At 61.6% G+C, this 25,119-nt stretch carries 28 protein-coding genes; 16 read left to right on the forward strand and 12 right to left on the reverse strand.

Annotated features, from left to right (window positions below; genetic code table 11):
- Positions 1–55 precede the first annotated feature (55 nt).
- The gene (locus ACLH0J_RS21645; protein ID WP_411388955.1) at positions 56–571 is read left to right on the forward strand and encodes a DUF2062 domain-containing protein; all 516 of its coding nucleotides are present in this window, start codon (positions 56–58) and stop codon (positions 569–571) included.
- Between the two features lie 3 nt (positions 572–574).
- Here the strand turns inward: ACLH0J_RS21645 and ACLH0J_RS21650 are convergent, their stop codons facing one another.
- On the reverse strand, positions 575–1,945 hold the full coding sequence (locus ACLH0J_RS21650) for a histidine kinase sensor domain-containing protein (RefSeq protein ID WP_411388956.1): 1,371 nt from the start codon (positions 1,943–1,945) through the stop codon (positions 575–577).
- Positions 1,932–2,660, reverse strand: coding sequence for a response regulator transcription factor (locus ACLH0J_RS21655; RefSeq protein ID WP_411388957.1), 729 nt, complete (start codon positions 2,658–2,660; stop codon positions 1,932–1,934). The genes ACLH0J_RS21650 and ACLH0J_RS21655 overlap by 14 nt, the downstream gene beginning before the upstream one ends.
- 204 nt (positions 2,661–2,864) lie before the next feature.
- Here ACLH0J_RS21655 and ACLH0J_RS21660 point away from each other — a divergent pair, with 204 nt between their 5' ends.
- From ACLH0J_RS21660 to ACLH0J_RS21675, 4 genes are all read left to right on the forward strand, one after another.
- Positions 2,865–5,618 (forward strand): response regulator, encoded by a 2,754-nt coding sequence (locus tag ACLH0J_RS21660; RefSeq protein ID WP_411388958.1) that lies wholly within the window; start codon positions 2,865–2,867, stop codon positions 5,616–5,618.
- 34 nt (positions 5,619–5,652) lie between these two features.
- On the forward strand, positions 5,653–6,642 hold the full coding sequence (locus ACLH0J_RS21665) for a 2-hydroxyacid dehydrogenase (RefSeq protein WP_411388959.1): 990 nt from the start codon (positions 5,653–5,655) through the stop codon (positions 6,640–6,642).
- Positions 6,643–6,713: 71 nt separating this feature from the next.
- Entirely contained in the window at positions 6,714–7,154 is a 441-nt protein-coding gene (locus ACLH0J_RS21670) for a hypothetical protein (RefSeq protein ID WP_411388960.1), read from the forward strand.
- Positions 7,151–7,555, forward strand: a complete 405-nt coding sequence (locus ACLH0J_RS21675) for an META domain-containing protein (protein WP_411388961.1) — start codon at positions 7,151–7,153, stop codon at positions 7,553–7,555. Before ACLH0J_RS21670 ends, ACLH0J_RS21675 begins: the two co-directional genes overlap by 4 nt.
- A 47-nt stretch (positions 7,556–7,602) precedes the next feature.
- Here the strand turns inward: ACLH0J_RS21675 and ACLH0J_RS21680 are convergent, their stop codons facing one another.
- Positions 7,603–8,064 (reverse strand): redoxin domain-containing protein, encoded by a 462-nt coding sequence (locus ACLH0J_RS21680; protein WP_411388962.1) that lies wholly within the window; start codon positions 8,062–8,064, stop codon positions 7,603–7,605.
- A 115-nt stretch (positions 8,065–8,179) separates the two neighbouring features.
- Between ACLH0J_RS21680 and arsC the strand changes: the two genes are divergently transcribed.
- The 3 genes from arsC to ACLH0J_RS21695 are packed head-to-tail and all read left to right on the forward strand — an operon-like array spanning position 8,180 to position 9,547.
- On the forward strand, positions 8,180–8,533 hold the full coding sequence (arsC, locus tag ACLH0J_RS21685) for an arsenate reductase (glutaredoxin) (RefSeq protein ID WP_411388963.1): 354 nt from the start codon (positions 8,180–8,182) through the stop codon (positions 8,531–8,533).
- A complete protein-coding gene (gene wrbA / locus ACLH0J_RS21690; protein ID WP_010567934.1) occupies positions 8,530–9,144 on the forward strand; it encodes an NAD(P)H:quinone oxidoreductase in 615 nt (204 codons plus the stop codon). Before arsC ends, wrbA begins: the two co-directional genes overlap by 4 nt.
- Positions 9,128–9,547, forward strand: a complete 420-nt coding sequence (locus ACLH0J_RS21695; RefSeq protein WP_411388964.1) for a DUF2069 domain-containing protein — start codon at positions 9,128–9,130, stop codon at positions 9,545–9,547. Before wrbA ends, ACLH0J_RS21695 begins: the two co-directional genes overlap by 17 nt.
- 32 nt (positions 9,548–9,579) lie before the next feature.
- Here the strand turns inward: ACLH0J_RS21695 and ACLH0J_RS21700 are convergent, their stop codons facing one another.
- Together ACLH0J_RS21700 and ttcA are read right to left on the reverse strand one after the other, a co-directional pair.
- Positions 9,580–10,251 carry a DNA-3-methyladenine glycosylase I gene (locus ACLH0J_RS21700; RefSeq protein ID WP_411388965.1) on the reverse strand — a complete coding sequence of 224 codons (672 nt, stop codon included), beginning with the start codon at positions 10,249–10,251 and terminating at the stop codon, positions 9,580–9,582.
- 80 nt (positions 10,252–10,331) lie between these two features.
- Entirely contained in the window at positions 10,332–11,156 is an 825-nt protein-coding gene (gene ttcA, locus ACLH0J_RS21705; RefSeq protein ID WP_411388966.1) for a tRNA 2-thiocytidine(32) synthetase TtcA, read from the reverse strand.
- 301 nt (positions 11,157–11,457) lie between these two features.
- Here ttcA and ACLH0J_RS21710 point away from each other — a divergent pair, with 301 nt between their 5' ends.
- Together ACLH0J_RS21710 and ACLH0J_RS21715 are read left to right on the forward strand one after the other, a co-directional pair.
- Positions 11,458–12,060, forward strand: coding sequence for a Yip1 family protein (locus ACLH0J_RS21710; RefSeq protein WP_411388967.1), 603 nt, complete (start codon positions 11,458–11,460; stop codon positions 12,058–12,060).
- A gap of 128 nt (positions 12,061–12,188) precedes the next feature.
- A complete protein-coding gene (locus tag ACLH0J_RS21715) occupies positions 12,189–12,683 on the forward strand; it encodes a SprT family zinc-dependent metalloprotease (protein ID WP_411388968.1) in 495 nt (164 codons plus the stop codon).
- Between the two features lie 59 nt (positions 12,684–12,742).
- Here the strand turns inward: ACLH0J_RS21715 and ACLH0J_RS21720 are convergent, their stop codons facing one another.
- The gene (locus tag ACLH0J_RS21720) at positions 12,743–13,924 is read right to left on the reverse strand and encodes a CaiB/BaiF CoA transferase family protein (protein WP_411388969.1); all 1,182 of its coding nucleotides are present in this window, start codon (positions 13,922–13,924) and stop codon (positions 12,743–12,745) included.
- Between the two features lie 157 nt (positions 13,925–14,081).
- Here ACLH0J_RS21720 and tusD point away from each other — a divergent pair, with 157 nt between their 5' ends.
- From tusD to ACLH0J_RS21750, 6 genes are all read left to right on the forward strand, one after another.
- Entirely contained in the window at positions 14,082–14,474 is a 393-nt protein-coding gene (gene tusD, locus ACLH0J_RS21725) for a sulfurtransferase complex subunit TusD (RefSeq protein ID WP_411388970.1), read from the forward strand.
- Position 14,475: 1 nt separating this feature from the next.
- Entirely contained in the window at positions 14,476–14,826 is a 351-nt protein-coding gene (tusC, locus tag ACLH0J_RS21730; protein WP_411388971.1) for a sulfurtransferase complex subunit TusC, read from the forward strand.
- Positions 14,826–15,104, forward strand: coding sequence for a sulfurtransferase complex subunit TusB (tusB, locus tag ACLH0J_RS21735; RefSeq protein ID WP_411388972.1), 279 nt, complete (start codon positions 14,826–14,828; stop codon positions 15,102–15,104). The genes tusC and tusB overlap by 1 nt, the downstream gene beginning before the upstream one ends.
- A complete protein-coding gene (locus ACLH0J_RS21740) occupies positions 15,101–15,436 on the forward strand; it encodes a TusE/DsrC/DsvC family sulfur relay protein (RefSeq protein WP_411388973.1) in 336 nt (111 codons plus the stop codon). The genes tusB and ACLH0J_RS21740 overlap by 4 nt, the downstream gene beginning before the upstream one ends.
- The gene (locus ACLH0J_RS21745) at positions 15,433–16,434 is read left to right on the forward strand and encodes a glycosyl transferase family protein (protein ID WP_411388974.1); all 1,002 of its coding nucleotides are present in this window, start codon (positions 15,433–15,435) and stop codon (positions 16,432–16,434) included. The genes ACLH0J_RS21740 and ACLH0J_RS21745 overlap by 4 nt, the downstream gene beginning before the upstream one ends.
- An 88-nt stretch (positions 16,435–16,522) precedes the next feature.
- Positions 16,523–17,518: a glutathione S-transferase family protein gene (locus ACLH0J_RS21750; protein WP_411388975.1), complete on the forward strand. Its 996-nt coding sequence runs from the start codon at positions 16,523–16,525 to the stop codon at positions 17,516–17,518.
- Positions 17,519–17,579: 61 nt separating this feature from the next.
- On the opposite strand, the gene cysG is transcribed toward ACLH0J_RS21750, so the two are convergent.
- Genes cysG through ftsK form a run of 6 tightly spaced genes read right to left on the reverse strand, consistent with a single transcriptional unit; the run spans position 17,580 to position 25,079 of the window.
- Positions 17,580–18,974 (reverse strand): siroheme synthase CysG, encoded by a 1,395-nt coding sequence (gene cysG / locus ACLH0J_RS21755; protein ID WP_411388976.1) that lies wholly within the window; start codon positions 18,972–18,974, stop codon positions 17,580–17,582.
- Positions 18,975–20,255, reverse strand: coding sequence for a serine--tRNA ligase (gene serS, locus ACLH0J_RS21760; protein WP_411388977.1), 1,281 nt, complete (start codon positions 20,253–20,255; stop codon positions 18,975–18,977).
- A gap of 16 nt (positions 20,256–20,271) precedes the next feature.
- Positions 20,272–20,646 (reverse strand): fluoride efflux transporter CrcB, encoded by a 375-nt coding sequence (crcB, locus tag ACLH0J_RS21765; protein ID WP_411388978.1) that lies wholly within the window; start codon positions 20,644–20,646, stop codon positions 20,272–20,274.
- Positions 20,646–21,968 (reverse strand): replication-associated recombination protein A, encoded by a 1,323-nt coding sequence (locus ACLH0J_RS21770; RefSeq protein ID WP_411388979.1) that lies wholly within the window; start codon positions 21,966–21,968, stop codon positions 20,646–20,648. The genes crcB and ACLH0J_RS21770 overlap by 1 nt, the downstream gene beginning before the upstream one ends.
- 27 nt (positions 21,969–21,995) lie before the next feature.
- Positions 21,996–22,619 (reverse strand): outer membrane lipoprotein chaperone LolA, encoded by a 624-nt coding sequence (gene lolA / locus ACLH0J_RS21775; RefSeq protein ID WP_411388980.1) that lies wholly within the window; start codon positions 22,617–22,619, stop codon positions 21,996–21,998.
- A gap of 54 nt (positions 22,620–22,673) precedes the next feature.
- Positions 22,674–25,079 (reverse strand): DNA translocase FtsK, encoded by a 2,406-nt coding sequence (ftsK, locus tag ACLH0J_RS21780; RefSeq protein ID WP_411388981.1) that lies wholly within the window; start codon positions 25,077–25,079, stop codon positions 22,674–22,676.
- Between the last annotated feature and the right edge of the window lie 40 nt (positions 25,080–25,119).

Raw genomic sequence — 25,119 nt, forward strand, 5'->3', positions numbered from 1 at the left:
TTTCCTGTTTATAGAATGCGGGCATACTTGCCCCTTGAACAGACCTGGACCCCTTATGCCTCGGCGCTTATTCAAACGGTACATGCCCGATCCCACCAGTATCAGGGAACACAAGTCATTACAGTTTCTCGGCACGTTGCTGCATGACCCGAACCTCTGGCACCTGAACCGGCACTCAGTGGCGCGGGCCATGGCCGTGGGTTTGTTCGCGGCTTTTATCCCGATTCCGCTGCAGATGCTGTTAGCGGCGATCCTGGCGATTACGGTGCGTGGCAATATGCCCATCGCGATCAGTCTGGTGTGGCTGACCAACCCGATCACAATGCCAGTGGTTTTTTTCTGCACCTACATGACCGGCGCCTGGTTGATGAACGTGCCACCCCGCAGTCTGCCCGATGACCTGACCTGGGAGTGGATAAGCGGCCAGTTGAGCACGTTATGGCAGCCGTTCCTGCTGGGTTCGGTGGTACTGGGGCTGGTATTGGGCGCGCTGGCTTACTGCCTGACCATGGGCTACTGGCGCTGGTGGGTGGCGCACCAGTGGAAGAAACGTAAACAACGTCGCACCTGAAGGTCAGCAAGCCCGCAGGCGCAGGTGCACGCGCAGGCCACTCCCGGTATTTTCTGCCCACAGGCTGCCGTCCTGGCGCTGCACGGCGTTGCGCGCGATGCTCAAGCCCAGGCCGAAGCCGCCGTCGCCTGGCCGCGAGCCGTCAAGACGAGTAAAGGGCGCAAAGATCCGCTCCAGATCCTGCTCATCTATGCCCCCGCCCTGATCCTCCAGCCACAGATGCCAGTATTCACCGTCACGACGTCCATCCAGACGCACCACACCGTCCGTTGGCGAATGCCGTATGGCATTGCGCAGGATATTTTCCAGCGCCTGGGCCAGGGCATTCAGGTTACCCCGGACCCAGCAGTCAGCGGCCAACAGACAGGGCAGGCGCGACGCAGGCCAATCGCTTTCAAAACAGGCGTTTTCCCGCAGCATGTCCCACAAAGCCTGAAGCTGGATATCTTCCTGTGGCAATGGCGCCCGTTCGGTATCCAGCCAGGCCAGTTGCAGGCTGTCTTCCACCAGGCGCTGCATGGCGTCGATCTCCCGGCCCAACCGCTCCCGAAGTTGCGCAAGGTCTTGCTCACTGTCACAGGCCACACGCAAACGGCTCAACGGTGTGCGCAGTTCATGGGACATGTCCCGCAGTAACTGCTGCTGCAGCACCACGGTCCCCTGCAAACGCTCGGACATATGGTCGAAAGCCCGCCCCAGCTCACCCAACTCGTCCTGACGACTAGTGGCATCGTGGGACATCCGCGTATTCAATTGATCGGCACGCCAGGCGTTGGCCTGCTCGCGCAGTTGGTTGAGGGGGATGATCAGCAATCGATACAAGCCAATGCAGAGCAACAGGGTAAACAGGCCGGGGATCAGACCATTGGTCACCACCCGCCAGAACAATTGATAGCGTCCCGGCATGAAACGCTGCGGCAACTCGATCACCAGCGAGCCGACACTGGGATCGACCGGAAACGGGATCTTCAACCAGGGCAGCCCTTTGACGTGACGACTGACCGGCCAGTCCAGACCGCGCAGGAACGTCAGGCGCTGGCTCTCCTTGTCGGTCAATGGATAGCTGCTCAACGATTGCAGATCATTGCCGATCACGCCTACCCACGTGCTTTCGTGCTTGCCCAGCGCCTGCAGCCACGTATCAATGTCAGCACGGCCATCCCGGTTCCAGGCCTCCTCCGCGCCGGCCGCATAACCACTCAAGGTGCTCCGAGCTTCATCGGACAGGTAGGCATTCTTCTGCTCCATATACCGGCCCCAGGACCAACTGAGCCAGATCATCAGCAAGCAAAAGGCGATCAACAGACAGGCCAGTTTCCAGAATAACGAGTGCTTGCCCGGCAGCCGCTTCAACGGGTGATCAAAGCCCGGCATCGTGACCGCTCAGCACGTAGCCCTTGCCCCACACGGTGCGCACTTGGTATTCGCTGTAGCCGATGGCTTTGAGTTTGCGGCGGATCTGGCTGATGTGCATATCAAGGCTGCGATCATGGGGGGCATAACCGCGTTGCAACACATGCTGGTAAAGGAAGGCTTTGCTGAGCACTTCTTCGCTGTTGCGATGCAGGGTTTCCAACAAGCGGTATTCGCTGCGGGTCAGACCGGCCCAGTGATGCAGATGGAAGACATCGCACAGTTCATCGTCGAAGCGCAGGGTGTTCACGTCTCCGCGCACGGGCACCAGGCTGGGCAATGGGCGCCGATCCAGAGCCACTCGGCGCAGGATCGCCTCGATGCGCACCCGCAACTCGATCATGCTGAACGGTTTGGGCAGGTAATCATCGGCGCCCAGGCGAAAACCACTGACGCGATCGGCCTCTGCGCCCAGCGCAGACATCAGGATCACCGGGATCGAATGGCTCCGGCGCAGATGGGTCAGGACCGATAAACCATCCAGCCCCGGCAGCAGGATGTCCATCAACACCACATCGAACGCCTGGTCGCGCGCCAACTGCAGGCCTTGTTGGCCGTTCTGGCACCAGGTGACCTGGAACCCACAACGCCCCAGGTGTTCGTGGACATAAGCGCCCAGCACGGGGTCATCTTCAATGGTCAGGATACGGGGTAGGCCAAAAGTTGCGGGATTCATTAGCGTCTGCAATTAATTCTCAGTCACCAATTATTCAAGATTACCCCGCCACAGGCAATCACAACCCCCGCAAAATGGCTCGAAGAGTGCCGCCTGACATCAATTTGCAAGATTCCACGCCGCGCAAATGGCTACACTGCGCAGGTGGTGCGGGCCGGATGCCCACTCCCATCATCGATAACACTGTGGTAGCAGGAGAGTGGCGTGCTTAGAAGAATGGGGATAAAGGGCCGCGTACTGTTGCTGACCTTATTACCGACCAGCCTGATGGCCTCGCTGTTGGGGGGCTATTTCACCTGGATGCAGCTCTCGGAACTCCAGACCCAATTGCTGCAACGCGGCGAAATGATCGCCGAGCAATTGGCGCCGCTGGCAGCGCCTGCCTTGAGTACGCGAAACACCGAACTGCTGGAGCGGATCGCCACCCAATCCCTGGAACAGCCGGACGTGCGCGCCGTGTCGTTCCTCGCCGCAGACCGCGGCCCCCTCGCCCACGCCGGCCCGACCATGCTGAACCCGCCGCCCGTCGGTAACAGTTCCCACCTGCTGCAGCGCACCGGCAATGACGCCACCCGGTATCTGCTGCCCGTATTCGGTCGCCATCGCAACCTCGCCGGCGACCTGGTCCCCGATGAAGCCGACCGCCTGCTCGGTTGGGTCGAGGTAGAACTGTCTCACAACGGCATGTTGCTGCGCGGCTACCGTAGCCTGTTCGCCAGTCTGCTGTTGATTGCCATCGGCCTGATCTGTACCGCAGCCTTGGCCCTGCGCATCAGCCACTCGATCAATTCACCCATCGGGCTGATCAAGCAAGCCGTGGCCCAACTCAAGGACGGCAACCTGGAAACCCGCCTGCCGGCACTCGGCAGCCAGGAACTGGACCAGCTCGCCTCGGGCATCAACCGCATGGCCGAAACCCTGCAAAACGCTCAGGAAGAATTGCAGCACAGCATTGACCAGGCCACCGAAGACGTACGCCAGAACCTGGAAACCATCGAGATCCAGAACATCGAGCTGGACCTGGCGCGCAAAGAGGCCCTGGAGGCCAGCCGCATCAAGTCGGAGTTCCTGGCCAATATGAGCCATGAAATCCGCACGCCGCTCAACGGCATACTGGGCTTTACCCACCTGCTGCAAAAAAGCGAACTGACCCCACGCCAGCTGGATTACCTGGGCACCATCGAAAAGTCCGCCGACAACCTGCTGGGCATCATCAACGAGATCCTCGACTTCTCGAAGATCGAAGCCGGCAAGCTGGTACTCGACAGCATCCCCTTCAACCTGCGGGACTTGCTGCAGGACACCCTGACCATCCTCGCCCCTGCCGCCCATGCCAAGCAGCTCGAACTGGTGAGCCTGGTCTACCGCGACACCCCACTGGCGCTGGTGGGTGACCCGCTGCGCCTCAAGCAGATCCTCACCAACCTGATCAGCAATGCGATCAAGTTCACCCGCGAAGGCACCATCGTCGCGCGCGCAATGATCGAGGACGAACAGGAAGACAGCGTGCAACTGCGTATCAGCGTGCAGGACACCGGCATCGGCCTGTCCAACCAGGATGTGCGCGCGCTGTTCCAGGCGTTCAGCCAGGCGGATAACTCGCTGTCACGCCAACCTGGCGGCACGGGGCTGGGCCTGGTGATTTCCAAGCGGCTGATCGAGCAGATGGGCGGTGAAATCGGCGTCGACAGCACGCCAGGCGAGGGCTCGGAATTCTGGATCAGCCTCAACCTGCCCAAGACCCGCGACGATGTCGAAGACCTGCCCTGCGCGCCTTTGCTCGGCCATCGCGTGGCGGTACTGGAAAACCACGAGCTGGCGCGCCAGGCTCTGCAACATCAGCTGGAAGACTGCGGCCTGCAAGTCACACCATTCAATACCCTGGAAAGCCTGACCAACGGCATTACCAGTGCCCATCAGACCGAACAGGCCATCGACCTGGCGGTACTCGGCGTCACCGCCAACGACATTCCGCCCGAGCGCCTCAACCAGCACCTGTGGGATCTCGAACACCTGGGCTGTAAAGTGCTGGTGCTGTGCCCCACCACTGAACAGATGCTGTTCAACCAGTCGGTGCCCAACCCCAACAGCCAGTTGCAGGCCAAGCCGGCCTGCACGCGCAAGCTGCGCCGGGCACTGTCCGATCTCGTCAGCCCGCGGCCGGCGCGCAGTGAGCCCGGCGAACCGCTGTCCAGCCGGGCGCCGCGCGTGCTGTGCGTGGATGACAACCCAGCGAACCTGCTGCTGGTGCAGACCCTGCTGGAAGACATGGGGGCAAAAGTGCGGGCCGTGGAAAGCGGTTATGCGGCGGTCGAGGCGGTGAAACAGGACACCTTCGACCTGGTGCTGATGGACGTGCAAATGCCCGGCATGGACGGGCGCCAGAGCACCGAGGCGATCCGTCAGTGGGAAAGCGAGCGCCATGGCACGCCATTGCCAGTCGTCGCCCTCACCGCCCACGCCATGGCCAACGAGAAACGCGCGTTGCTGCAAAGCGGCATGGACGACTACCTGACCAAACCCATCAGCGAGCGGCAACTGGCCCAGGTGGTGTTGAAATGGACCGGCCTGGCCCTGCGTAACCAGGGGCCGGAACGCAGTGCCGACGGCCTGGCCTCTCGCGAACAATTGCCCGTGCTGGACCATGAGGAGGGCTTGCGCCTGGCCGCCGGCAAGACCGACCTGGCCGCCGATATGCTGGCCATGCTGCTGGCATCGCTGGAGGCCGACCGTCTGGCCATCAACATCGCCCGCGACGCCAATGACAACAACGCCCTGATCGAGCGCGTCCACCGCCTGCACGGTGCTACCCGCTACTGTGGCGTCCCGCAACTGCGCGCCGCCTGCCAACGCGCCGAAACGCTGCTCAAGCAGGACGACGCCAAGGCGATACAAGCACTGGACGAGTTGGACATGGCCATCGCCCGACTGGCCAGTGAAGCGCGGGTCAGTGCCTGAACGCATTAATCAAAAGTCGCAGGGAGCATTTTCAATGCGCGTGATTCTTTTCAGCAGCCAAGCCTACGACCGCGACAGCTTTCTAGGTGAACCGCTGCCACAGGGATTGGAACTGCAATTCCAACCCGCCCGGCTCAACCTCGACACCGTGGCCCTGGCCGCGCAACACGAAGTGGTGTGCGCCTTCATCAACGATGACCTCAGCGCCCCGGTGCTGGAACAACTGGCCCACGGTGGCACCCGCCTGATCGCCCTGCGCTCGGCCGGCTATAACCATGTGGATCTGCCCAGCGCCAAGCGCCTGGGCCTGACCATTGTGCGCGTCCCCGCCTATTCGCCCCACGCGATCGCCGAACATGCGGTGGCCTTGATCCTCGCCCTCAACCGTCGCCTGCACCGCGCCTACAACCGCACCCGCGATGGCGACTTCAGCCTGCACGGCCTCACTGGCTTCGACCTGGTGGGCAAGACCGTCGGCGTGGTCGGCACCGGCCAGATCGGCGCCACATTCGCCAAGATCATGACCGGTTTCGGCTGCACGCTGCTGGCCTACGACCCGTTCCCCAACCCGCAGGTCCAGGCCCTTGGAGCACGCTACGTGGAGCTGCCGGAGCTGTTGGCCCACGCGCAGATCATCAGTCTGCACTGTCCGTTGACCGCCGGCAGCAAGCACCTGATCAATGCCGCGTCCCTGGCGCAGATGCAACCCGGCGCGATGCTGATCAATACCGGTCGCGGTGGCCTGGTCGATACACCGGCGCTGATCGAAGCCCTCAAGGACGGCCAGCTCGGCTACCTGGGGCTGGATGTGTACGAGGAGGAAGCCCAGCTGTTTTTCGAAGATCGCTCCGACCTGCCCCTGCAAGACGATGTACTGGCGCGCCTGCTGACCTTCCCCAACGTGATCATCACCGCGCACCAGGCGTTTCTCACCCGCGAGGCCCTGGCGGCGATCGCCGGCACCACCCTGGCCAACATTGCGGCATGGGCCGATGGCCGCGCACAGAACCTTGTCGAAGGATGATCAGCGGTCACATACCGCGCTCATGATAGGCCGGCACCCGTGATAGGATGCCGCGCCTATTTGGAGGATCCATGGCCGAACACGATTTCCGCTTCAGCTTGCTGAGCCCGCAACACACCCTGATCGAATGCCGCGCCCTGGTGCCGGGCCGTTACCAGGTCACCGGCAACGGTGGCTCGATCAAGCATGGCGACGTGCTGATCGTCACCCTGCGCGGCAGTAAAACCCTGTCGATGCGTCTGACCGTCGAAGGCGACGCACGCTATTCCATCCGCCCGGCGGGCCAATGGGTCGCCATGGCCCAAGGGCCGACATTCGGCGAGTTGGAGATTCACACCTGGAAGGTCAATTGCGACAGCTGCGACGCCGTACTGGAGTTTGAGTTCTCGGTGGAAACCAAGCTGAGCAAGGAGCCGCTGCAACCGGCCGCCAACGCGCGCATCAAGGAGTTGGGCTGGGCCAGCGAGGGCGGCAAGCATCGCTGTCCGACCTGCCAGAAGGCCGCGCAATGAAGGGGTTGCTGCTGCTCGCCGTCGTTGGTGCAGCCACCGCGGGCTGCGCCGGTGATGCGGTCCAGCTCAAGCAGGATCACAGCTATGTGGTGGAATGGATTGGTGAGCGGCCGCTGATGGATTACGCGCACCTGAGCGTCACCCTTGGCGCCGATGGCCGCGCCTACGGCAATGGCGGTTGCAACCACTGGTTCGCACCGTACACGGTCGCGGGCGACAAGCTCAGCTTTGGCAAGATCGGCAGCACTCGCAAGCTATGCGCCGAGGCTCTGATGGAGCAGGAACACCGCTTCTTCCAGGCACTGCAAGGCGTGCAGCGCTGGGACATCTCGCCGATCGAGCAGACCCGTTTCTGGCCGGTCGAGGGCAAGCCCATTCGCCTGTGGCTTGAAGAGGGCTAATCCCACGCCCTACTGTAGGAGCGAGCTTGCTCCTACAGTAAATGGCGTCAGCCTTTGAGGGCCTTGAGCTTGGCCAACACCCCTTCTGCGGTCTGCTCGCCCATCAGCTGTTCGCGCACCTTGCCCTTGTCATCGATGATGTAGGTCACCGGCAACCCTTCGCTGCGCGGAATATCGAAGATACCGTCCGGATTCTGTGCCAGCACCGTGAACTTGATCCCCAGCTTCTCGCTGGCTTCCTTCAGCTCGGCACCCTGCACATTGTCGAAGTTGACCCCGAACACGCCCACGCCCTGCCCCTTCAACTGCTCCGCCAGGGTGTTGAGCTCCGGAATTTCCGTGCGGCATGGGCCACACCATTCCGCCCAGTAGTTGACCACCAGCCATTGTTTGTCCAAGCGCTCGGCCGCGACTTTCTGGCCGTACTGGTCAACGCCATAGTCATTGCCGCAGCCGCTGAGCAGCAGGGTTGTGATGATCGCCAATGCACCGATCAGTCGCCTTGTCATGGGGTAATCCTTCGCAAATATGAACGTTGGCTGCGACGGATCGCCTCTTACGGTTTAAGGACCGGGCGCAGCGCAGGTAGAATACCCGCCACCTTACGCAAGATGCGACCCGCACATGACCGATCTGACGCTTTATCACAACCCGCGCTGCTCGAAATCCCGCGGAGCGCTCGAACTGCTGGAAGCCCGCGGCCTCACCCCCACCGTGGTGCGCTACCTGGAAACCCCGCTGGACGCCGCGCAATTGAAGGCCCTGCTGGCCAAACTAGGGATCAGCGCGCGCCAACTGCTGCGCACCGGCGAAGAAGAATACAAATCCCTCAACCTGGCTGACACGACACTCGACGAAACACAGTTGATCGCCGCCATCGCCGAGCACCCGAAGCTGATGGAACGCCCGATCCTGGAAACCGCCGACAAGGCGATCATCGGCCGTCCACCCGAGAATGTGCTGGAGATCCTGTCGTGACCACGCCCTATGTGCTGGTCCTGTATTACAGCCGCAACGGCTCGGTGAGCGAAATGGCCCGGCAGATTGCCCGGGGCATCGAGCAAGGCGGCATGGAAGCGCGTTTGCGCACCGTGCCGGCGATCTCCACCGAATGCGAAGCCGTGGCGCCGAGCATTCCGGACGAAGGCGCTCTATATGCCAGCCTCGATGACTTGAAGAACTGCTCGGGCCTGGCCCTGGGCAGCCCGACCCGTTTCGGCAATATGGCCGCACCATTGAAGTACTTTATCGACGGCACCAGCAACCTGTGGCTGACCGGTGCGCTCGTCGGCAAACCCGCCGGGGTGTTCACTTCCACCGCCAGCCTGCATGGCGGCCAGGAAACCACGCTGATGTCGATGCTGCTGCCGCTGTTGCACCACGGCATGCTGATCACCGGCCTGCCCTACAGCGAACAGGCGCTGCTCGACACCCAGGGCGGCGGCACGCCGTACGGTGCCAGCCACCATGCCGGCCCCGATGGCAAACGCCTGCTCGATCAACATGAAATCACCCTGTGTCGGGCCCTGGGCCTGCGCCTGGCCACCACCGCGACTTTGCTGGAGACCGGCCGTGGCCAGAAAACCTAAGATCCTGCCGCCCCAGACGTGGCTGGCACCACGGGTCAAGGCCGCACGCGCATTGAGCCTGCTGGCATTTTTCGGCCTGGTGGGTTTGCTGTGTGTGTACTACCTGTTCGTCGCCGACCTGCACGGCGCGCGTCCGTGGGTAATCCTGCTGATCGAACTGGTGCCGCTATTGATACTCGCGCCGGGGATGCTGCTGGGCAGTGCGCGTGGGCATTCGTGGATGTGCTTTGCGGTGAACCTGTATTTCATCAAGGGAGCACTGGCGGCGTACGACCCGAACCGCCAGTGGTTCGGGGTACTGGAGATGCTGGCGAGCCTGGCGGTGTTTTGCACCGCGCTGCTGTATGTGCGGTGGCGGCATCAGTGGAACCGCCGGTTGACTGCAGATCTACAAGCCATGTAGAAGCCGGCTTGCCGGCGATGCCCCCCACGGTTTCAATGATTCACCGTATAAGCCAACATCATCGACAACTGACACATCGGCCGCCCGCTCTCGGCATGCCACTGGTTGAACGCAGCCTGCACGGTCGCCAGATCGCGCAGGCTGGTCGGGGCCTTGTCCACGATGTTTTGCGCATTCAAGGCCGCGACCACATCATCGCTCGGCACGAACGTGTCCTTGCCGACCATGCGCAGGAAGCGCGGCGCCGACAGCCCACCCAACTGGTGGCCGTGCTTGCTCAGGTACTTCCATAACCCAACGATATCAGTCACTGGCCAGTCGGCGATAAACGCGCCGAAGCTGCCTTTTTCCTGCGCGATATCCAGAATCATCTGCGCATTGCGCGGCACGCTCTTGAGCTTGCCGAGGTGACGGATGATGCGCGTGTCCTGCATCAGCCGTTCAAGGTGTTCGGCGCCCATCAGCACGACTTTTTCCGGGTCGAAGCCAAAGAACACCTGCTCGAACACCGGCCACTTGGCATCGACCACGCTGTGCTTCAAGCCCGCACGGAATACGCGCAGCGCCAGGGTCGACAAATAGCGGTCATCGCTGATTTTGCGCAATTGCGCCGGGGTCTTGGGGACAGGCAGATGGGCTTCCAGTTCGGCCGCTGAACCGAAGCGATTCAGACAATACTCGTGCAGCCACTTGTAATCGCGCATGCCCTCTCCTGCTGTTGAATGCTGGCAATTGAATTGAAAACGGCGCCCGCAAGCGCCGTGTCTCAGAGCATGGAAGGCACTCAGAGGTTCACAACATTGACGAAGCGCGAAGCCGCGCTCTCGTCAATTTTCAGGCTGGTGAAATCGAACAGGTTGCGGTCGGCCAACTGCGACGGGATCACATTCTGCAGGCTGCGGAAGATGCTTTCGGTGCGACCTGGGGTCTTGCGCTCCCAGTCCACCAGCATCTCCTTGACCACCTGGCGCTGCAGGTTTTCCTGGGAACCGCACAGGTTGCACGGAATGATCGGGAATTGCTTGAAGTCGGAGTAGGCCTGGATGTCCTTCTCGTTGCAATACGCCAGCGGGCGGATCACCACGTTGCGCCCATCATCGGCCCGCAGCTTGGGCGGCATGGCCTTGAGCGAGCCGTTGAAGAACATATTGAGGAAAAAGGTCTCGACGATGTCGTCACGATGATGACCCAGGGCCATCTTGGTCGCACCGATTTCATCGGCAAAGGTGTAGAGCGTGCCACGGCGCAGACGCGAGCACAGTGAACAGGTGGTCTTGCCTTCGGGGATCAGTTCCTTGACCACCGAGTAGGTGTCTTTTTCGACGATGTGGTACTCGATGCCCAGCGTTTTGAGGTAGGCCGGCAGCACATGCTCGGGGAAACCCGGTTGTTTCTGGTCCATGTTGACGGCGACGATCTCGAACTTGATCGGCGCGACTTTCTGCAGGTGCAGCAGCACATCGAGCATGGTGTAGCTGTCTTTGCCGCCGGAGAGGCAGACCATGACCTTGTCGCCATCCTCGATCATGTTGAAATCGGCGACCGCTTCACCGGCCAGGCGACGCAGGCGTTTTTGCAGTTTGTTCTGGTTGACCGTAAGAGTGCCCATGGCGCTTGGATCCGCTAGAGGTGTGTGACGAAAAGCCGGGTATTTTACCGGTAAGGCTGGCCGACTTCCAATGTAGGAAGGGGCTGGCTCCCTTTCACACTCAACTGCAGTGCCCACTACAGACCCCACCGCGATTAACCCCACTGTTTACAGCGCGATTTGCTCTAAAGCCCCACAGTTTTTCCGGTCATCACTTCCTATACTGCGACTAAAGGTCGCACACATATCCAGACCTTTGAGGCCACCTGGCCCGTAGGCGCTCCAATGGGGGGCGATGGTAATAACGACAGGAGTGACTGGCATGATCCATCACGTCGTGGGGCTTTTTACCCATCCCGACCAGGAATGGCGGGACATTCGTGGCGATAAAGAAGAAAGCATCGGCCACATGTACCTCACTCACACGCTGATTCTCGCGGCGATCCCCGCCGTATCAGCCTTTATCGGGACCACACAGGTCGGCTGGGTCATCGGCAACCGCTCGCCGGTCATGCTGACCCAGGAAAGCGCGTTATGGATGACCATCATGTCGTACGCCGCCATGCTGTGTGGCGTGGCGGTGATGGGTGCGTTCATTCACTGGATGGCCCGTACCTACGACGCCAGCCCCAGCATGGCGCGCTGCGTGGCGTTTGCCACCTACACCGCGACACCGCTGTTCATCGGCGGGCTGGCGGCGCTCTACCCGCATATGTGGCTGGGTATGGTCGTCGGCACGGCGGCGATCTGCTACACGGTGTATCTCCTGTATGTCGGCGTGCCGACCTTCATGAGCATCGACCCGGATGAAGGGTTCCTGTTTTCCAGCTCAATACTGGCCGTAGGGCTGGTGGTACTGGTGGCAATCATGGCGTTTACCGTGGTCGTCTGGGGCCTCGGCGTAGGGCCTATCTATACCAACTAAGCGGATAAACCCGTAGACAAAGCCACCGCAAGGTGGCTTTGTGCGTGATGCATGACCATTCGGCGCCTGACAGATTCGGAAACACTGCGCTTTGCGGCATACTGGACGTCTCTGGAGATATGTACAGCATGCCCGAGCAACTCAATACCCGCGTCGAAGATTGTTTCCTGCTAGCCGAATCCTTTTTCAAACGAAGCTTCAAACGCCCTCAGGTCAGCCTCAAGCTGCGGGGCCAGAAGGCCGGTGTCGCGCATTTGCACGAGAACCTGCTGCGTTTCAACCCGCAGTTGTACCGCGAAAACAGCCAACATTTCCTCAAACAGACCGTGGCCCACGAAGTGGCACACCTGATTGCCCACCAATTGTTCGGTGAGCGCATCCAGCCCCATGGTGAGGAATGGCAACTGATCATGCGCGGGGTCTACGAATTGCCGCCGGACCGCTGCCACACCTATGCCGTGAAGCGCCGCCAGGTGACCCGCTACATCTACCGTTGCCCGTGTGCCGACAGTGACTTTCCGTTTTCACCGCAGCGCCATGGCATGGTGGCTCAAGGACGGCGTTATTTGTGCAGACGCTGTCGGCAGACCCTGGTGTTTACCGGCGAAACCCGCGTCGAGTGAGATGGGCGCTGCCGGTATGGGCCTCATCGTGAGCAAGCCCCCACATTCAGATCACTGAATTACACAATCACCCTGGCGCGCCGCAGTTCACTGATTTGTTGCGGGCTAAAACCCAGCTCCCCCAGCACTTCATCACTGTGCGCGCCCACCGCGGCGCCGATGTGCCGAGGTTCCGGCAATCCCTCGGAGAACTTCAGCGGGCAGGCGATTTGCGCCTGGGTCGTGCCATCCGCTCGTGGAACCTGGCTCACCAGCTCTCGCGCCTTCAGTTGCGGATGCTCCACGGCCTCGCTCAAACGCAGTACCGGTTCCACGCACGCATCCACCCCGGCAAACAACGCGCATAACTCCTCAAAGCTGCGCTTCTCGAACTCGACTTGCAGCGCCAGCTTGAGGGCTTTTTGCGCTTCGGGGCTGGGTGACAAACCTTGCCCAGCCAGTTCCGGGCGCCCCAAGGCCGCGCACAGTTGCTGCATGAAGGCCGGCTCCAGGCTGCCAACCGACATCCAGCGCCCGTCCCGGGAGCGGTAGTAGTCGTAGAAACTACCGCCATTGAGCACGTGGCTTTCCCTCTCCGGCTCCACCCCGCAGGCCAGGTAGCCGGCGCCGGCCATGGCGTTCAGGCTGAAGGTGCAATCGGTCATGCTCACATCCAGGTATTGGCCCACGCCGCTGTTTTGCCGGGCAATGACCGCCGCCAACAACCCCACCACCGCATGCAGCGAACCACCGCCCACATCCGCCAATTGCACCCCCAAGGGCAACGGTCCGCTGTACTCACGCCCGGTATAACTGGCCACACCGGCGAGTGCCAGGTAGTTGATGTCGTGTCCGGCGCGATCCTTGTAAGGGCCGGTCTGGCCGTAACCGGTGATCGACACATAAATCAAACGAGGATTGATCGCCTTGAGCGCCTCATAACCCAGGCCCAGGCGTTCCATCACCCCTGGGCGGAACTGTTCGAGGACAATGTCATAGTCCTTGACCAGCGCGTGCACGATCTCCAGCGCCTCAGGCTGCTTGAGGTCCAGCGCCAGGCTGCGCTTGTTGCGATTGAGGTAGGCATGGCTGGCCGAAGTGCCCTGATCATGGGGCGGCAATACCCGCAGCAGGTCCATGCGGGTGGGCGATTCGATCCGCAGCACCTCGGCGCCCATGTCCGCGAGCATCAAGGACGCAAACGGGCCGGGCAGCAAGGTGGAAAAATCCAATACTTTGAGGGACGCCAGGGGACCGGTCATGGAGACTCCATTGGGGTTTCGAATCCCCACAGACTAGGCAGCTACGGGCCTATGGGCAATCGTCAGAACGATCAGCGACAGTGACCGTTTTGATCACGGCGGGCTTTTTCAGGCAAGCGGCCTTATCATTGGCCCACGTTTGCTTGCAGAGTGTTCCATGAAGTTTGCGATTGCCGTGTTTTCCGCCGCCCATGCGCCCTCCTCGCGCCGCGCCCTGCTGTTCGCCCAGGCGGTGCTGGCCGGCGGGCATGAGATTGTGCGGTTGTTTTTCTATCAGGATGGGGTGTACAGCGCCTCCAATAACATCGTTGCGCCTCAGGATGAACAGGACATCGCCCGCCAATGGCGTGAACTGGTCGATGCGCATCAGCTCGACGGCGTGGTGTGCATCGCCGCCGCGTTGCGCCGTGGCGTGCTCAACCAGGAGGAAGCCACGCGCTATCAGCGCAACGCGGTCAACCTGGAAGCGCCGTGGACGCTGTCGGGCCTGGGGCAACTGCACGACGCTGCGCAGACGGCCGACCGCCTGATCTGCTTTGGAGGGCCATGATATGTCCAAATCCTTGTTGGTAATCAGCCGCCAGGCACCGTGGTCCGGGCCGAGTGCGCGGGAAGCGCTGGATATCGTGCTGGCCGGCGGTGCGTTCGATCTGCCCATCGGCCTGCTGTTCATGGACGACGGCGTGTTCCAGCTCGCGCCGCACCAGGACGCCAAGGCCGTGCAACAGAAAGACCTCAGCGCCAACTTGCAGGCACTGGGGCTGTTTGGCATTGAGGACGTGTTCGCTTGCAGCCATAGCTTGGCTGAGCGCGGGCTCATCCATCCTGTCAGCGCCCAGCCGCTGGACAGCGAAGCCATTTCCAAATTGATTGACCGTTATGACCAGGTGATGACCCTCTGATGTCGACTTTACATGTGGTGTCCCACTCCCCGTTTACCGACAGCCGCCTCGACAGTTGCCTGCGCATCTGCGGCGCCGAAGACGCAATCCTGCTGTGCGGCGATGGCGCCTACGGGCTGCACAACCCGGCCCTGCAAACCAAGGGCGTGAAGGTCTTTGTGCTGGCTGAAGACATGCAGGCGCGCAATATGCCGCTACCGGACTGGGCCGACAGCGTGGACTACCCGGGTTTCGTGCAACTGTCGATCGACTACGACAAGGTCAACACCTGGCTATGAACACCCTGACTGTAGGTTCGCGCAGCCTCGAACTGGACAAAGACGGTTACCTTGTTGACCTGAACGACTGGTCAGCGGAGGTGGCCAACGCCCTGGCCGCCGCCGAAGCCCTGGAACTGACCGCGGACCACTGGGAAATCCTCGAGCTGTTGCGCGGCTTCTACGCCGAGTTCCAGCTCTCCCCCGCCACACGCCCGCTGATCAAATACACCGCCTTGAAGCTGGGCCCGGAAAAGGGCAACAGCCTGCACCTCAACAAACTGTTCAACGGCACTCCCGCCAAACTCGCCGCCAAGCTGGCGGGCCTGCCCAGGCCGACGAATTGCTTATGACTGACTTTGCCCCGCTGACCCTCGAAACCCCTGCCGAGCACCCATTTGCGCAATTCGTGCGCATCCTGGGCAAAGGCAAACGCGGCGCGCGCAACCTCACCCGTGAAGAAGCCCGCGAAGCCATGGGCATGCTGCTCGACGAAAAAGTCGAGGACACCCAACTCGGTGCCTTCCTGATGCTGCTGCGCCACAAGGAAGAAAGCCCAGAAGAGCTTGCTGGCTTCACCGAAGCCGTGCGCGAGCGCCTGCACGCACCGGCGTTGAACGTCGATGTCGACTGGCCGACCTACGCCGGCAAAAAACGCCACCTGCCGTGGTACCTGCTGGCGGCCAAGTGCCTGGCGCAAAATGGCGTGCGCATCCTCATGCACGGCGGCGGCGCGCACACCGCCGGCCGGCTGTACACCGAACAATTGCTCGACACCTTGCAGATCCCGCGGTGCCGCAACTGGCAACAGGTCGAGGCGGCCTTCGAGCAAGGCAACCTGGCGTTCATCCCCCTGGGCGACTGGGCACCGCAACTGCAACGCATGATCGACCTGCGCAACACCCTGGGCCTGCGCTCACCAATCCACTCGCTGGCGCGCCTGCTCAACCCGCTCAATGCCCGTTGTGGCCTGCAGAGCATTTTTCACCCCGGTTACCAGGGTGTGCACCGCGATGCCAGTGGCCTGCTGGGCGACAATGTGATTGTGGTGAAGGGCGACGGCGGCGAGATCGAAATCAACCCCGACACGCTCAGCCATCTTTACGGCACCACGGGAGGCCAGAGCTGGGATGAAGAATGGCCTGCCCTCTCCGCCCAGCGCCACGTCAAACCGGCCACGCTTGAGCCTGAACAGCTAAAGGCGGTATGGCGAGGCGCCATCGAGGACAGCTACCCGCAACTGGCGCTGATCGCGACCATGGCGTTGGCGTTGCGCGGCCTTGGCCACCCAAGGGAGCAGGCGTTCGAATTGGCCCAGCAGTACTGGGATGCACGGGACAAATCGATTTAATCGATAATTCACTCCGTGTCTTTGCGCTTTTAGTTCGAACTCATCCCTTTAGACTGGGCTCCAACGTTTATTAGTCGAGGAGCCAGTCATGGGTTTGCTGATCGAAGGACACTGGAAAGACCAGTGGTACGAAAGTAGTGCAGATGGCGCCTTCCAACGCGAACAGGCACAACGCCGCCATTGGGTGACCGCCGACGGCGCGCCGGGCCCGACGGGCGAAGGGGGGTTCAAGGCCGAAGCCGGTCGCTACCACCTCTATGTGTCCCTCGCCTGCCCCTGGGCCCACCGCACACTGATCCTGCGCAAGCTCAAAGGACTGGAAGGCCTGATCGACGTCTCGGTGGTCAGTTGGCTGATGCTGGAAAACGGCTGGACCTTCGACAAGGCCCACGGTTCCAGTGGCGATAGCCTCGATGACTTGACCTACATGCACCAGCGCTACACCGCCGACACCGCCGACTACACCGGGCGCGTCACGGTACCGGTGCTGTGGGACAAAAAGCTCAATCGCATCGTCAGCAATGAATCGGCGGAGATCATCCGCATGTTCAACAGCGCATTCAACGACTTGACCGGCAACACCCTGGATTTCTACCCCGAAGCACTACGCCCTGCCATCGACGCGCTGAACGAGCGGATCTACCCGGCCGTCAACAACGGCGTGTATCGCGCAGGCTTCGCCACTTCGCAACAGGCGTACGAAAGTGCGTTCGATGATGTGTTTGCCGAGCTGGATCACCTGGAACAGCACCTGAGCGACCACCGCTACCTGGCCGGCGAATACTTGACCGAGGCCGACGTGCGACTGTTCACCACGCTGATTCGCTTTGATGCGGTGTATTACAGCCACTTCAAATGTAATTTGCGGCGGATTGCCGATTATCCGAACTTATCGAATTGGCTCAGAGAGGTGTACCAGTGGCCGGGCGTGGCTGAGACGGTGGATTTCGAGCACATCAAGGGCCATTACTACGCCAGCCACCGCACCATCAACCCCACCGGGATTGTGCCGAAGGGGCCGTTGCAGAAGTTTGATGCCCCGCATGATCGGGAGCGGTTAGGCGGGAATGGCGTCTGGCGCTGATCCGAAAGATGGGCTGTGTCTGAACGCCTCATCGGGAGCAAGCCCCCGATGCTTTTCAGACTCAGACCTGCGCCTGAGCGCCTTCAAACCACTTCAACTTCTCACGCAACACCACCACCTCACCCACGATCACCAGCGTCGGTGCATGCACTTCATGCTCCGCCACCATGCGCGGCAGGTCCGCCAGGGTGCCGGTAAACACGCGCTGGTTGGACGTGGTGCCCTGCTGGATCAACGCCGCCGGAGTATTCGCCGCACGCCCGTGCTTGATCAACTGTTCGCAGATGATCGGCAAGCCAATCAAGCCCATGTAGAACACCAGGGTCTGGGACGGCCCCACCAGATCATGCCAGGGCAGGTCCGAGGTCCCGTCCTTCAAGTGTCCGGTGATAAAGCGTACCGACTGCGCATAGTCGCGATGGGTCAACGGAATCCCGGCATACGCCGCACAGCCACTGGCGGCGGTAATTCCCGGCACCACCTGGAACGGAATGCCATGGGCCGCCAGTTCCTCGATTTCTTCGCCGCCACGCCCAAAGATGAACGGATCGCCGCCCTTGAGGCGCAGCACACGCTTGCCTTGCTTGGCCAAATCGACCAACTGCTGGTTGATCTGGTCTTGCGGCACGGCGTGGTCGGCGCGGCGCTTGCCGACGTAAACCCGCTCGGCATCACGGCGGCACAATTCGAGAATCGCCGGCGCCACCAGGCGGTCATACAACACCACGTCAGCTTGCTGCATCAGGCGCAACGCCCGAAAGGTCAGCAGGTCCGGATCACCCGGGCCTGCGCCCACCAGATACACCTCGCCCGGCGCATGGGGTGGCGCGCCGTTGACCTTTTCGACCAGCAGACGCTCGGCCTCATCGCCCTGCCCGGCCAATTGGCGATCGGCAATCGGGCCCTGGAACACTTCTTCCCAGAACGCGCGGCGCTGCTGCACATCCGGGTACAAGCTTTTGACCTGGGCACGAAAACGCGCGGCCAGCCCGGCCAGTTGCCCGTAGGTGGACGGAATCCAGGTTTCCAGCTTGGCGCGGATCAAGCGCGCCAGCACCGGCGCATCGCCGCCGCTGGACACCGCAATCACCAGCGGCGAACGGTCGACGATCGCCGGGAAGATCACGCTGCATAAAGCCGGCGCGTCCACCACATTGACCGGCACGCAACGGCGCTTGGCATCACTGGACACTTGCGCGTTCAATGGCTCGTCGTCGGTCGCGGCGATGATCAGGGTGCAACCGTCAAGGTCAGCCTCCTGATAACCGCGCATAATCAGCTCTCCGCCACTGCCCAGTACCAACTCACGCAGTTGGTCTTCGATCTGGGGAGCAACCACCCGCAGCAGTGCACCGGCATCGGCCAGCAGCCGGGATTTGCGCAAGGCAATCTCCCCTCCGCCAACGACCAACACACGGCTGCCGCGCAGGTTATGAAACAGCGGCAGAAATTCCATTTAGCCGATGACCTCGATGCCCGCCATGTAAGGCTTGAGCACCTCAGGCACACGGATCGAACCGTCGGCCTGCTGGTAGTTTTCCAACACTGCCACCAGGGTACGGCCTACGGCCAGGCCCGAACCGTTGAGGGTATGCACCAGTTCCGGCTTGCCGGTTTCCGGGTTACGGAAACGCGCTTGCATGCGACGGGCCTGGAAGTCGCCGCAGTTGGAGCACGACGAGATCTCACGGTATTTGTCCTGGCTCGGCACCCACACCTCAAGGTCGTAGGTCTTCACGGCACTGAAGCCCATGTCGCCGGTGCACAAGGCCAGTACGCGGTACGGCAGCTCCAGCAGTTGCAGCACGCGCTCGGCGTTGGCGGTCAGGCCTTCCAGGGCTTCCATGGAGGTCGACGGCTCGACCACTTGCACCATCTCAACCTTGTCGAACTGGTGCTGGCGGATCATGCCGCGAGTGTCGCGACCCGACGCCCCGGCTTCACTGCGAAAGCACGGCGTGTGAGCGACGAACTTGATCGGCAGTTGCTTGGCGTCGAGGATCGCGCCGGACACGATGTTGGTCAGCGACACTTCGGCGGTAGGAATCAGGTACAGGTCCGCTTCACCGTCGCGGCTGATCTTGAACAGGTCTTCCTCGAACTTGGGCAACTGGCCGGTGCCCACCAGTGCGGGAGCCTGTACCAGATACGGGGTGTAGGCCTCTTCGTAGCCATGCTCGCCGGTGTGCAGGTTGATCATGAACTGCGCCAGGGCGCGATGCAGGCGTGCGATCGGGCCACGCAACAAGGCAAAACGCGCACCGGACAACTTGGCGGCGGTTTCGAAATCCAGGCCACCGCTCAATTCGCCCAGGGCGACGTGATCCTTGATCTCGAAATCAAAAGTTTTTGGCGTGCCCCAGCGACGCACCTCGACGTTGCCGTCTTCGTCCGCCCCCACCGGCACCGACTCGTGCGGCAGATTGGGGATGCCCAGCAGAATCGAATCCAGCTCGGACTGAATCTTGTCCAGCTCGACCTTGCCGTCGGACAACTCGGTGCCCATGCGCTCGACATCCGCCATCAACGGCGCGATGTCTTCGCCACGCTGCTTGGCCTGACCGATGGATTTGGAACGTGCATTGCGCTCAGCCTGCAGTGCTTCGGTGCGGGTCTGGACGGTCTTGCGCTGTTCTTCCAGCGCTTCGATGCGCGCGACATCCAAGGTGAAGCCACGGGATGCCAGGCGGTCCGCTACGTCCTGAAGGTTGCTACGTAACAGTTTGGAATCGAGCATGTCGGTCTCTCGTTTATCAAAGTTTGGTCAAGGACAGGCCGGCCCAGGTGGCGAGCAGCCCGCCGAACACGCTGATGCCCAAGTACCCGAAGGCGACCAGGGCCTGCCCGCTTTCCAGCAGGCGCAGCGTATCCAGTGAAAAGGATGAAAAGGTCGTCAGACCGCCTACAAAGCCGACAATCAAGCCGGCACGAATTTCAATCGGCACTTCCGGGCGCAGCAGGAACCAGCCGTACAGCAACCCGATGATCAGGCAGCCCACCAGATTGACCGCGAGGGTCGCCGCATAAAAATGCCTTGGCCAGTGGGTGCTGACCCAGGTGCCACTGGCGAAACGCAATAATGTACCAGCGATGCCGGCTGCGGACACGGCAAGAATCGTCTTGAGCATTACTTTCTCCGCTGTTTGGGGCTTAACCGGTCGAGTTGGGCGAGGTGATTGAGCTTTTCCCCGATCTTCAGTTCCAGGCCACGAGGCACCGGCTGGTAGAACCGCTGCGGTTCAAGCTCATCGGGAAAGTAGTCTTCGCCGGCGGCATAAGCGTCCGGCTCATCGTGGGCATAACGGTATTCATCACCGTAGCCCAGTTGCTTCATCAGTTTGGTCGGCGCATTGCGCAGGTGCAGCGGCACTTCGAGGGAGCCGTGCTCGGCGGCGGCCCGCAACGCGGACTTGAAGCCCATGTACACCGCGTTGCTTTTCGGCGCGCAGGCCAGGTAAGTGATGGCCTGGGCCACCGCCAGTTCGCCTTCCGGGCTGCCCAGGCGCTCCTGCACTTCCCACGCGGCCAGGCACAGGCTCAACGCCCGGGGATCGGCGTTGCCGATATCTTCGCTGGCCATGCGCACCACGCGACGCGCGAGGTACAACGGGTCACAACCACCGTCGATCATCCGCGCAAACCAGTACAACGCGCCGTCAGGGTTGGAACCGCGCACGGACTTGTGCAGCGCCGAGATCTGATCGTAGAAGGCTTCGCCGCCCTTGTCGAAACGCCGACGCGTGTCGCCAAGCAGGCTTTGCAGCAGGTCGACACCGATCTCGCTGCCATCTTCGGCCAGGTCGGAAGCGTTTTCCAACAGGTTGAGAAAGCGGCGGCCGTCGCCATCGGCGGCGCTGAGCAGGATCTTGAAGCCTTCATCGCTCAGGCTCAGTTGGCGCTTGCCCAGCCCCTTGTCTTCGCTAAGCGCCCGGTGCAGCAGCTTTTGCATCGCCGCTTCGTCCAGGCTCTTGAGCACATACACCCGCGCCCGCGAGAGCAAGGCGTTGTTCAATTCGAAGGACGGGTTCTCGGTGGTCGCACCGATAAAAATCAGCGTGCCATCTTCGACATAAGGCAGGAACGCATCCTGCTGCGACTTGTTGAAGCGATGCACTTCGTCGACGAACAGGATGGTGCGCTTGCCGTACTGCCCGGCCTGCTGCTTGGCCACTTCCACCGCCTGGCGGATCTCCTTGACCCCGGCCAACACCGCCGAAACCGTTTCGAAGTGCGCATCCGAGACTTTCGCCAGGAGCCGCGCCAGGGTGGTCTTACCCACTCCCGGCGGCCCCCAGAAAATCATCGAATGCAGCGCACCCTGCTCCAGGGCTTCGCGCAAAGGCTTGCCGCGAGCGAGCAGGTGTTCCTGGCCGACGTACTCATCCAGGTTGGTCGAACGCAAGCGTGCGGCCAGGGGTTGAGCGATCGGGTCACTTCGAAACAGGTCCATGGGCAGCGCTTGAAACCTCTAGGCAGATTATTCCTGGATCACGTCGGCACCCTTGGGGATGTCGAACTTGAACGTGGATGCCGGCACAGGCTGGTTGGCCTTGACCCCGGTAAACAGGATATCGGTGCGCTGGCCGACGCTGTCGATCAGGCGCATGTTATTGATCACGCCGTTGCCGAACGACAGGTTCAGGGTGTCGAACAACGTGTCCTTGGCTTTCGGTTTAAGGGTGAACTCAATCACGTTGCTGGTTTGCTTGGAGGTGATCTCGAAGCTGTCGCTGATCTTCGACACATCGCCTGACAGCAATAGCGCGGGAGTTTGGTTCAAGCGCGGATCGAGCTTTTTGATGGTTGCCTGTTGCAGGTCAGGGTCCCACAGCGTGACCTTCTGACCGTCGGAAACGATGGTCTGCTCGGCCTTGCCTTCCGTGTGCCAGTAGAACAGCCCTGGACGCTGCACGGCCATTTCACCGGCGGTTTCCTGCAACCGGGTACCGCCGGCGTCCAGGGTCAACTGGGAGAAACGTGCGGTCAGGGTCTTGGATTTGTCCAGCAGGTTGGTCAGGCTGGTGACGGAGGCTGGATCAGCGTGAGCCGAAACAGCAGTCAGGGCCAGTGCCGGCAACAACAGCATGCGGATAAGACGCATGGGAGTCCTCATTGAGTTGTTAGGACGCGCCGCGTGCTGCCACGCGGCGCGGGATCAGTCGCGCATCTGCCCGGGGGCGATGACTTCGCGCGAACCGTTGGTGTTCATTGCGGTGACGACGCCGGCATTTTCCATGGCCTCGATCATGCGGGCGGCGCGGTTGTAGCCGATTTTCAGTTTGCGCTGCACCGCGGAAATCGAGGCGCGACGGCTTTCCAGCACGAAGGCCACGGCCTCGTCGTACAGCGCGTCGGTTTCGGCATCATCATCGCCACCGCTGCTGCCGCCATCGAAGCCGCTGCCGGCTTCTTCAACACCCGCGAGGATGTCGTCGTTGTATTCCGGCGCGCCGCGCAGTTTCCAGGCTTCCACCACGCGATGCACTTCATCGTCGGAAACGAACGCGCCATGCACGCGAATCGGCAGGCTGGTGCCTGGCGGCATGTAGAGCATGTCACCGTGGCCCAGCAGTTGTTCGGCGCCACCCTGGTCGATGATGGTCCGCGAGTCGATCTTGCTCGACACCTGGAACGCCATGCGCGTCGGGATGTTGGCCTTGATCAGACCGGTGATCACATCCACCGACGGCCGCTGGGTCGCGAGAATCAAGTGGATACCGGCGGCACGGGCCTTCTGGGCGATACGCGCGATCAGCTCCTCAACCTTCTTGCCGACGATCATCATCATGTCGGCAAATTCGTCGACCACTACCACAATGGTTGGCAACTTGGTCAGCAATGGCGCTTCGTCGTGGATGTTTTCGCGCTTGTACAGCGGATCGGTCAGCGGCGTGCCGGCGTCCTGGGCTTCCTTGACCTTGGCATTGAAGCCGGACAGGTTGCGCACGCCCATCTTCGCCATCAGCTTGTAGCGTCGCTCCATCTCGGCGACGCTCCAACGCAAGGCGTTGGCGGCGTCCTTCATGTCGGTGACCACCGGGCAGAGCAGGTGCGGAATGCCTTCGTAGATCGACAATTCCAGCATCTTCGGGTCGATCATGATCAGCTTGGCGTCTTCCGGGCCAGACTTGAACAGGATCGACAGGATCATCGCGTTCACCCCCACCGACTTACCGGAACCGGTGGTACCGGCGACCAGCAGGTGAGGCATTTTCGCCAGGTCCGTGATCACCGGCTTGCCGCCGATGTCATGGCCCAGGGCCAGGGTGACCGGCGACTTGAAGTTGTCGTATTCCGGGGTCGACAGCACTTCGGAGAAGCGCACGATCTGGCGGTCTTCGTTGGGAATCTCGATGCCCACGGTGGTTTTGCCGGGGATCACTTCCACCACGCGCACGCTGGTCACGGCCAGGGAGCGGGCAAGATCTTTGGCCAGGTTGGAGATGCGGCTGACCTTGACCCCGGCCGCTGGCTGGATTTCGTAACGGGTAATCACCGGGCCCGGGTGGATCGAGTCCACCGACACTTCGACGCCGAATTCCTTGAGTTTGATTTCCAGCAGATGGCCGACGGCCGCCAGGGACTCAGGGGAGTAGTTGAGTTGTTTCTTCTCGGCCGGGTCGAGAATCGAGATCGGCGGCAGCGTGCCTTCGACGGCGCTGTCGACAAACAACGGCGCCTGTTTCTCTTTCTGCACGCGATGGCTCGGCTCGGGAGCCTTGGGCGGTGCTGGGGCAATCACTGGCGGCACCTGCTTCTCGCGCTCCGACATGTGTTTGCTCAGGGCCTGCTCCCGTTCGATCAGGCGTTCCTTGACCTTGGCCTGCTCTCGACGGTCCGGCGTGCTTGGCGCCACTACCTCGTTGACACGGGTGTCCACCTCGCGCAACTGGGCCACCATGCGCTTACGCTCGACCCGCGCCGCCCACCAGCGGTTGGCGGCGCCCTGGAACAGCTCCAGCAGGTCGAGGGTGATCTTGCCGGTCACGTCCATCACCTTGAACCACGACAGGTCGGTAAACACCGTCAGGCCGAACAGGAACAGCGCGATAAACATCAGGGTGCTGCCCTGGATATTCAGGGTCTTGCGTGCCAGGTCGCCGAGGCTTTCGCCGAGCGCCCCGCCCGCGCCCGCCGGCAGGCCGGTAGGCGCATGGAAATGGATATGCGCCAGCGCCGCGCCGGACAGCACCAGGAACACCAGACCGATCAGGCGCCACGAGAACAGCCAACCGCTCCACAGCCACGGTTCATGACGCTGGCGAAAGATCTGCCAGGTCTTGATCGCCAACAGCAACGGGAAGATATAGGCGAAGTAACCCAACACCATGAACAGGATATCGGCGCTGTAAGAACCGGCAGGCCCACCGAAGTTCTGCACGTCTTCGATCTTGCTGTTATGGCTCCAGCCCGGATCGTCCTTGCCGTAGGTAAGCAAGGCCATCATCAGGAACAGGCACAGCGCACCGATCGCGATCAGCGCACCTTCCTTGAGTCGATAATGCAGGTGCTGACGCCAGGCCGGCACGACTGTCTTGGGTGTCGCGGTGGTTTTCTTCAAAACGGGTCTTTTCCTGCGCCTTTAGCGCGTCCATCTATTG

This window comes from Pseudomonas sp. MPB23 (assembly GCF_046605395.1).
Lineage (GTDB): Bacteria > Pseudomonadota > Gammaproteobacteria > Pseudomonadales > Pseudomonadaceae > Aquipseudomonas.

Excerpts from the sequence above, each read along its gene's own strand:
- ACLH0J_RS21720 (WP_411388969.1), bottom strand. The coding sequence starts at position 13,924 with ATGACCGGTCCCCTGGCGTCCCTCAAAGTATTGGATTTTTCCACCTTG.
- tusD (WP_411388970.1), top strand. The coding sequence starts at position 14,082 with ATGAAGTTTGCGATTGCCGTGTTTTCCGCCGCCCATGCGCCCTCCTCG.
- ACLH0J_RS21645 (WP_411388955.1), top strand. The coding sequence starts at position 56 with ATGCCTCGGCGCTTATTCAAACGGTACATGCCCGATCCCACCAGTATC.
- ACLH0J_RS21670 (WP_411388960.1), top strand. The coding sequence starts at position 6,714 with ATGGCCGAACACGATTTCCGCTTCAGCTTGCTGAGCCCGCAACACACC.
- ACLH0J_RS21710 (WP_411388967.1), top strand. The coding sequence starts at position 11,458 with ATGATCCATCACGTCGTGGGGCTTTTTACCCATCCCGACCAGGAATGG.
- tusB (WP_411388972.1), top strand. The coding sequence starts at position 14,826 with ATGTCGACTTTACATGTGGTGTCCCACTCCCCGTTTACCGACAGCCGC.
- tusC (WP_411388971.1), top strand. The coding sequence starts at position 14,476 with ATGTCCAAATCCTTGTTGGTAATCAGCCGCCAGGCACCGTGGTCCGGG.
- cysG (WP_411388976.1), bottom strand. The coding sequence starts at position 18,974 with ATGGAATTTCTGCCGCTGTTTCATAACCTGCGCGGCAGCCGTGTGTTG.
- ACLH0J_RS21750 (WP_411388975.1), top strand. The coding sequence starts at position 16,523 with ATGGGTTTGCTGATCGAAGGACACTGGAAAGACCAGTGGTACGAAAGT.
- ACLH0J_RS21675 (WP_411388961.1), top strand. The coding sequence starts at position 7,151 with ATGAAGGGGTTGCTGCTGCTCGCCGTCGTTGGTGCAGCCACCGCGGGC.
- ACLH0J_RS21680 (WP_411388962.1), bottom strand. The coding sequence starts at position 8,064 with ATGACAAGGCGACTGATCGGTGCATTGGCGATCATCACAACCCTGCTG.
- crcB (WP_411388978.1), bottom strand. The coding sequence starts at position 20,646 with ATGCTCAAGACGATTCTTGCCGTGTCCGCAGCCGGCATCGCTGGTACA.
- ACLH0J_RS21745 (WP_411388974.1), top strand. The coding sequence starts at position 15,433 with ATGACTGACTTTGCCCCGCTGACCCTCGAAACCCCTGCCGAGCACCCA.
- ACLH0J_RS21650 (WP_411388956.1), bottom strand. The coding sequence starts at position 1,945 with ATGCCGGGCTTTGATCACCCGTTGAAGCGGCTGCCGGGCAAGCACTCG.
- serS (WP_411388977.1), bottom strand. The coding sequence starts at position 20,255 with ATGCTCGATTCCAAACTGTTACGTAGCAACCTTCAGGACGTAGCGGAC.
- arsC (WP_411388963.1), top strand. The coding sequence starts at position 8,180 with ATGACCGATCTGACGCTTTATCACAACCCGCGCTGCTCGAAATCCCGC.
- ACLH0J_RS21655 (WP_411388957.1), bottom strand. The coding sequence starts at position 2,660 with ATGAATCCCGCAACTTTTGGCCTACCCCGTATCCTGACCATTGAAGAT.
- lolA (WP_411388980.1), bottom strand. The coding sequence starts at position 22,619 with ATGCGTCTTATCCGCATGCTGTTGTTGCCGGCACTGGCCCTGACTGCT.
- ACLH0J_RS21700 (WP_411388965.1), bottom strand. The coding sequence starts at position 10,251 with ATGCGCGATTACAAGTGGCTGCACGAGTATTGTCTGAATCGCTTCGGT.
- ACLH0J_RS21715 (WP_411388968.1), top strand. The coding sequence starts at position 12,189 with ATGCCCGAGCAACTCAATACCCGCGTCGAAGATTGTTTCCTGCTAGCC.
- ACLH0J_RS21740 (WP_411388973.1), top strand. The coding sequence starts at position 15,101 with ATGAACACCCTGACTGTAGGTTCGCGCAGCCTCGAACTGGACAAAGAC.
- ttcA (WP_411388966.1), bottom strand. The coding sequence starts at position 11,156 with ATGGGCACTCTTACGGTCAACCAGAACAAACTGCAAAAACGCCTGCGT.
- ACLH0J_RS21665 (WP_411388959.1), top strand. The coding sequence starts at position 5,653 with ATGCGCGTGATTCTTTTCAGCAGCCAAGCCTACGACCGCGACAGCTTT.
- ACLH0J_RS21770 (WP_411388979.1), bottom strand. The coding sequence starts at position 21,968 with ATGGACCTGTTTCGAAGTGACCCGATCGCTCAACCCCTGGCCGCACGC.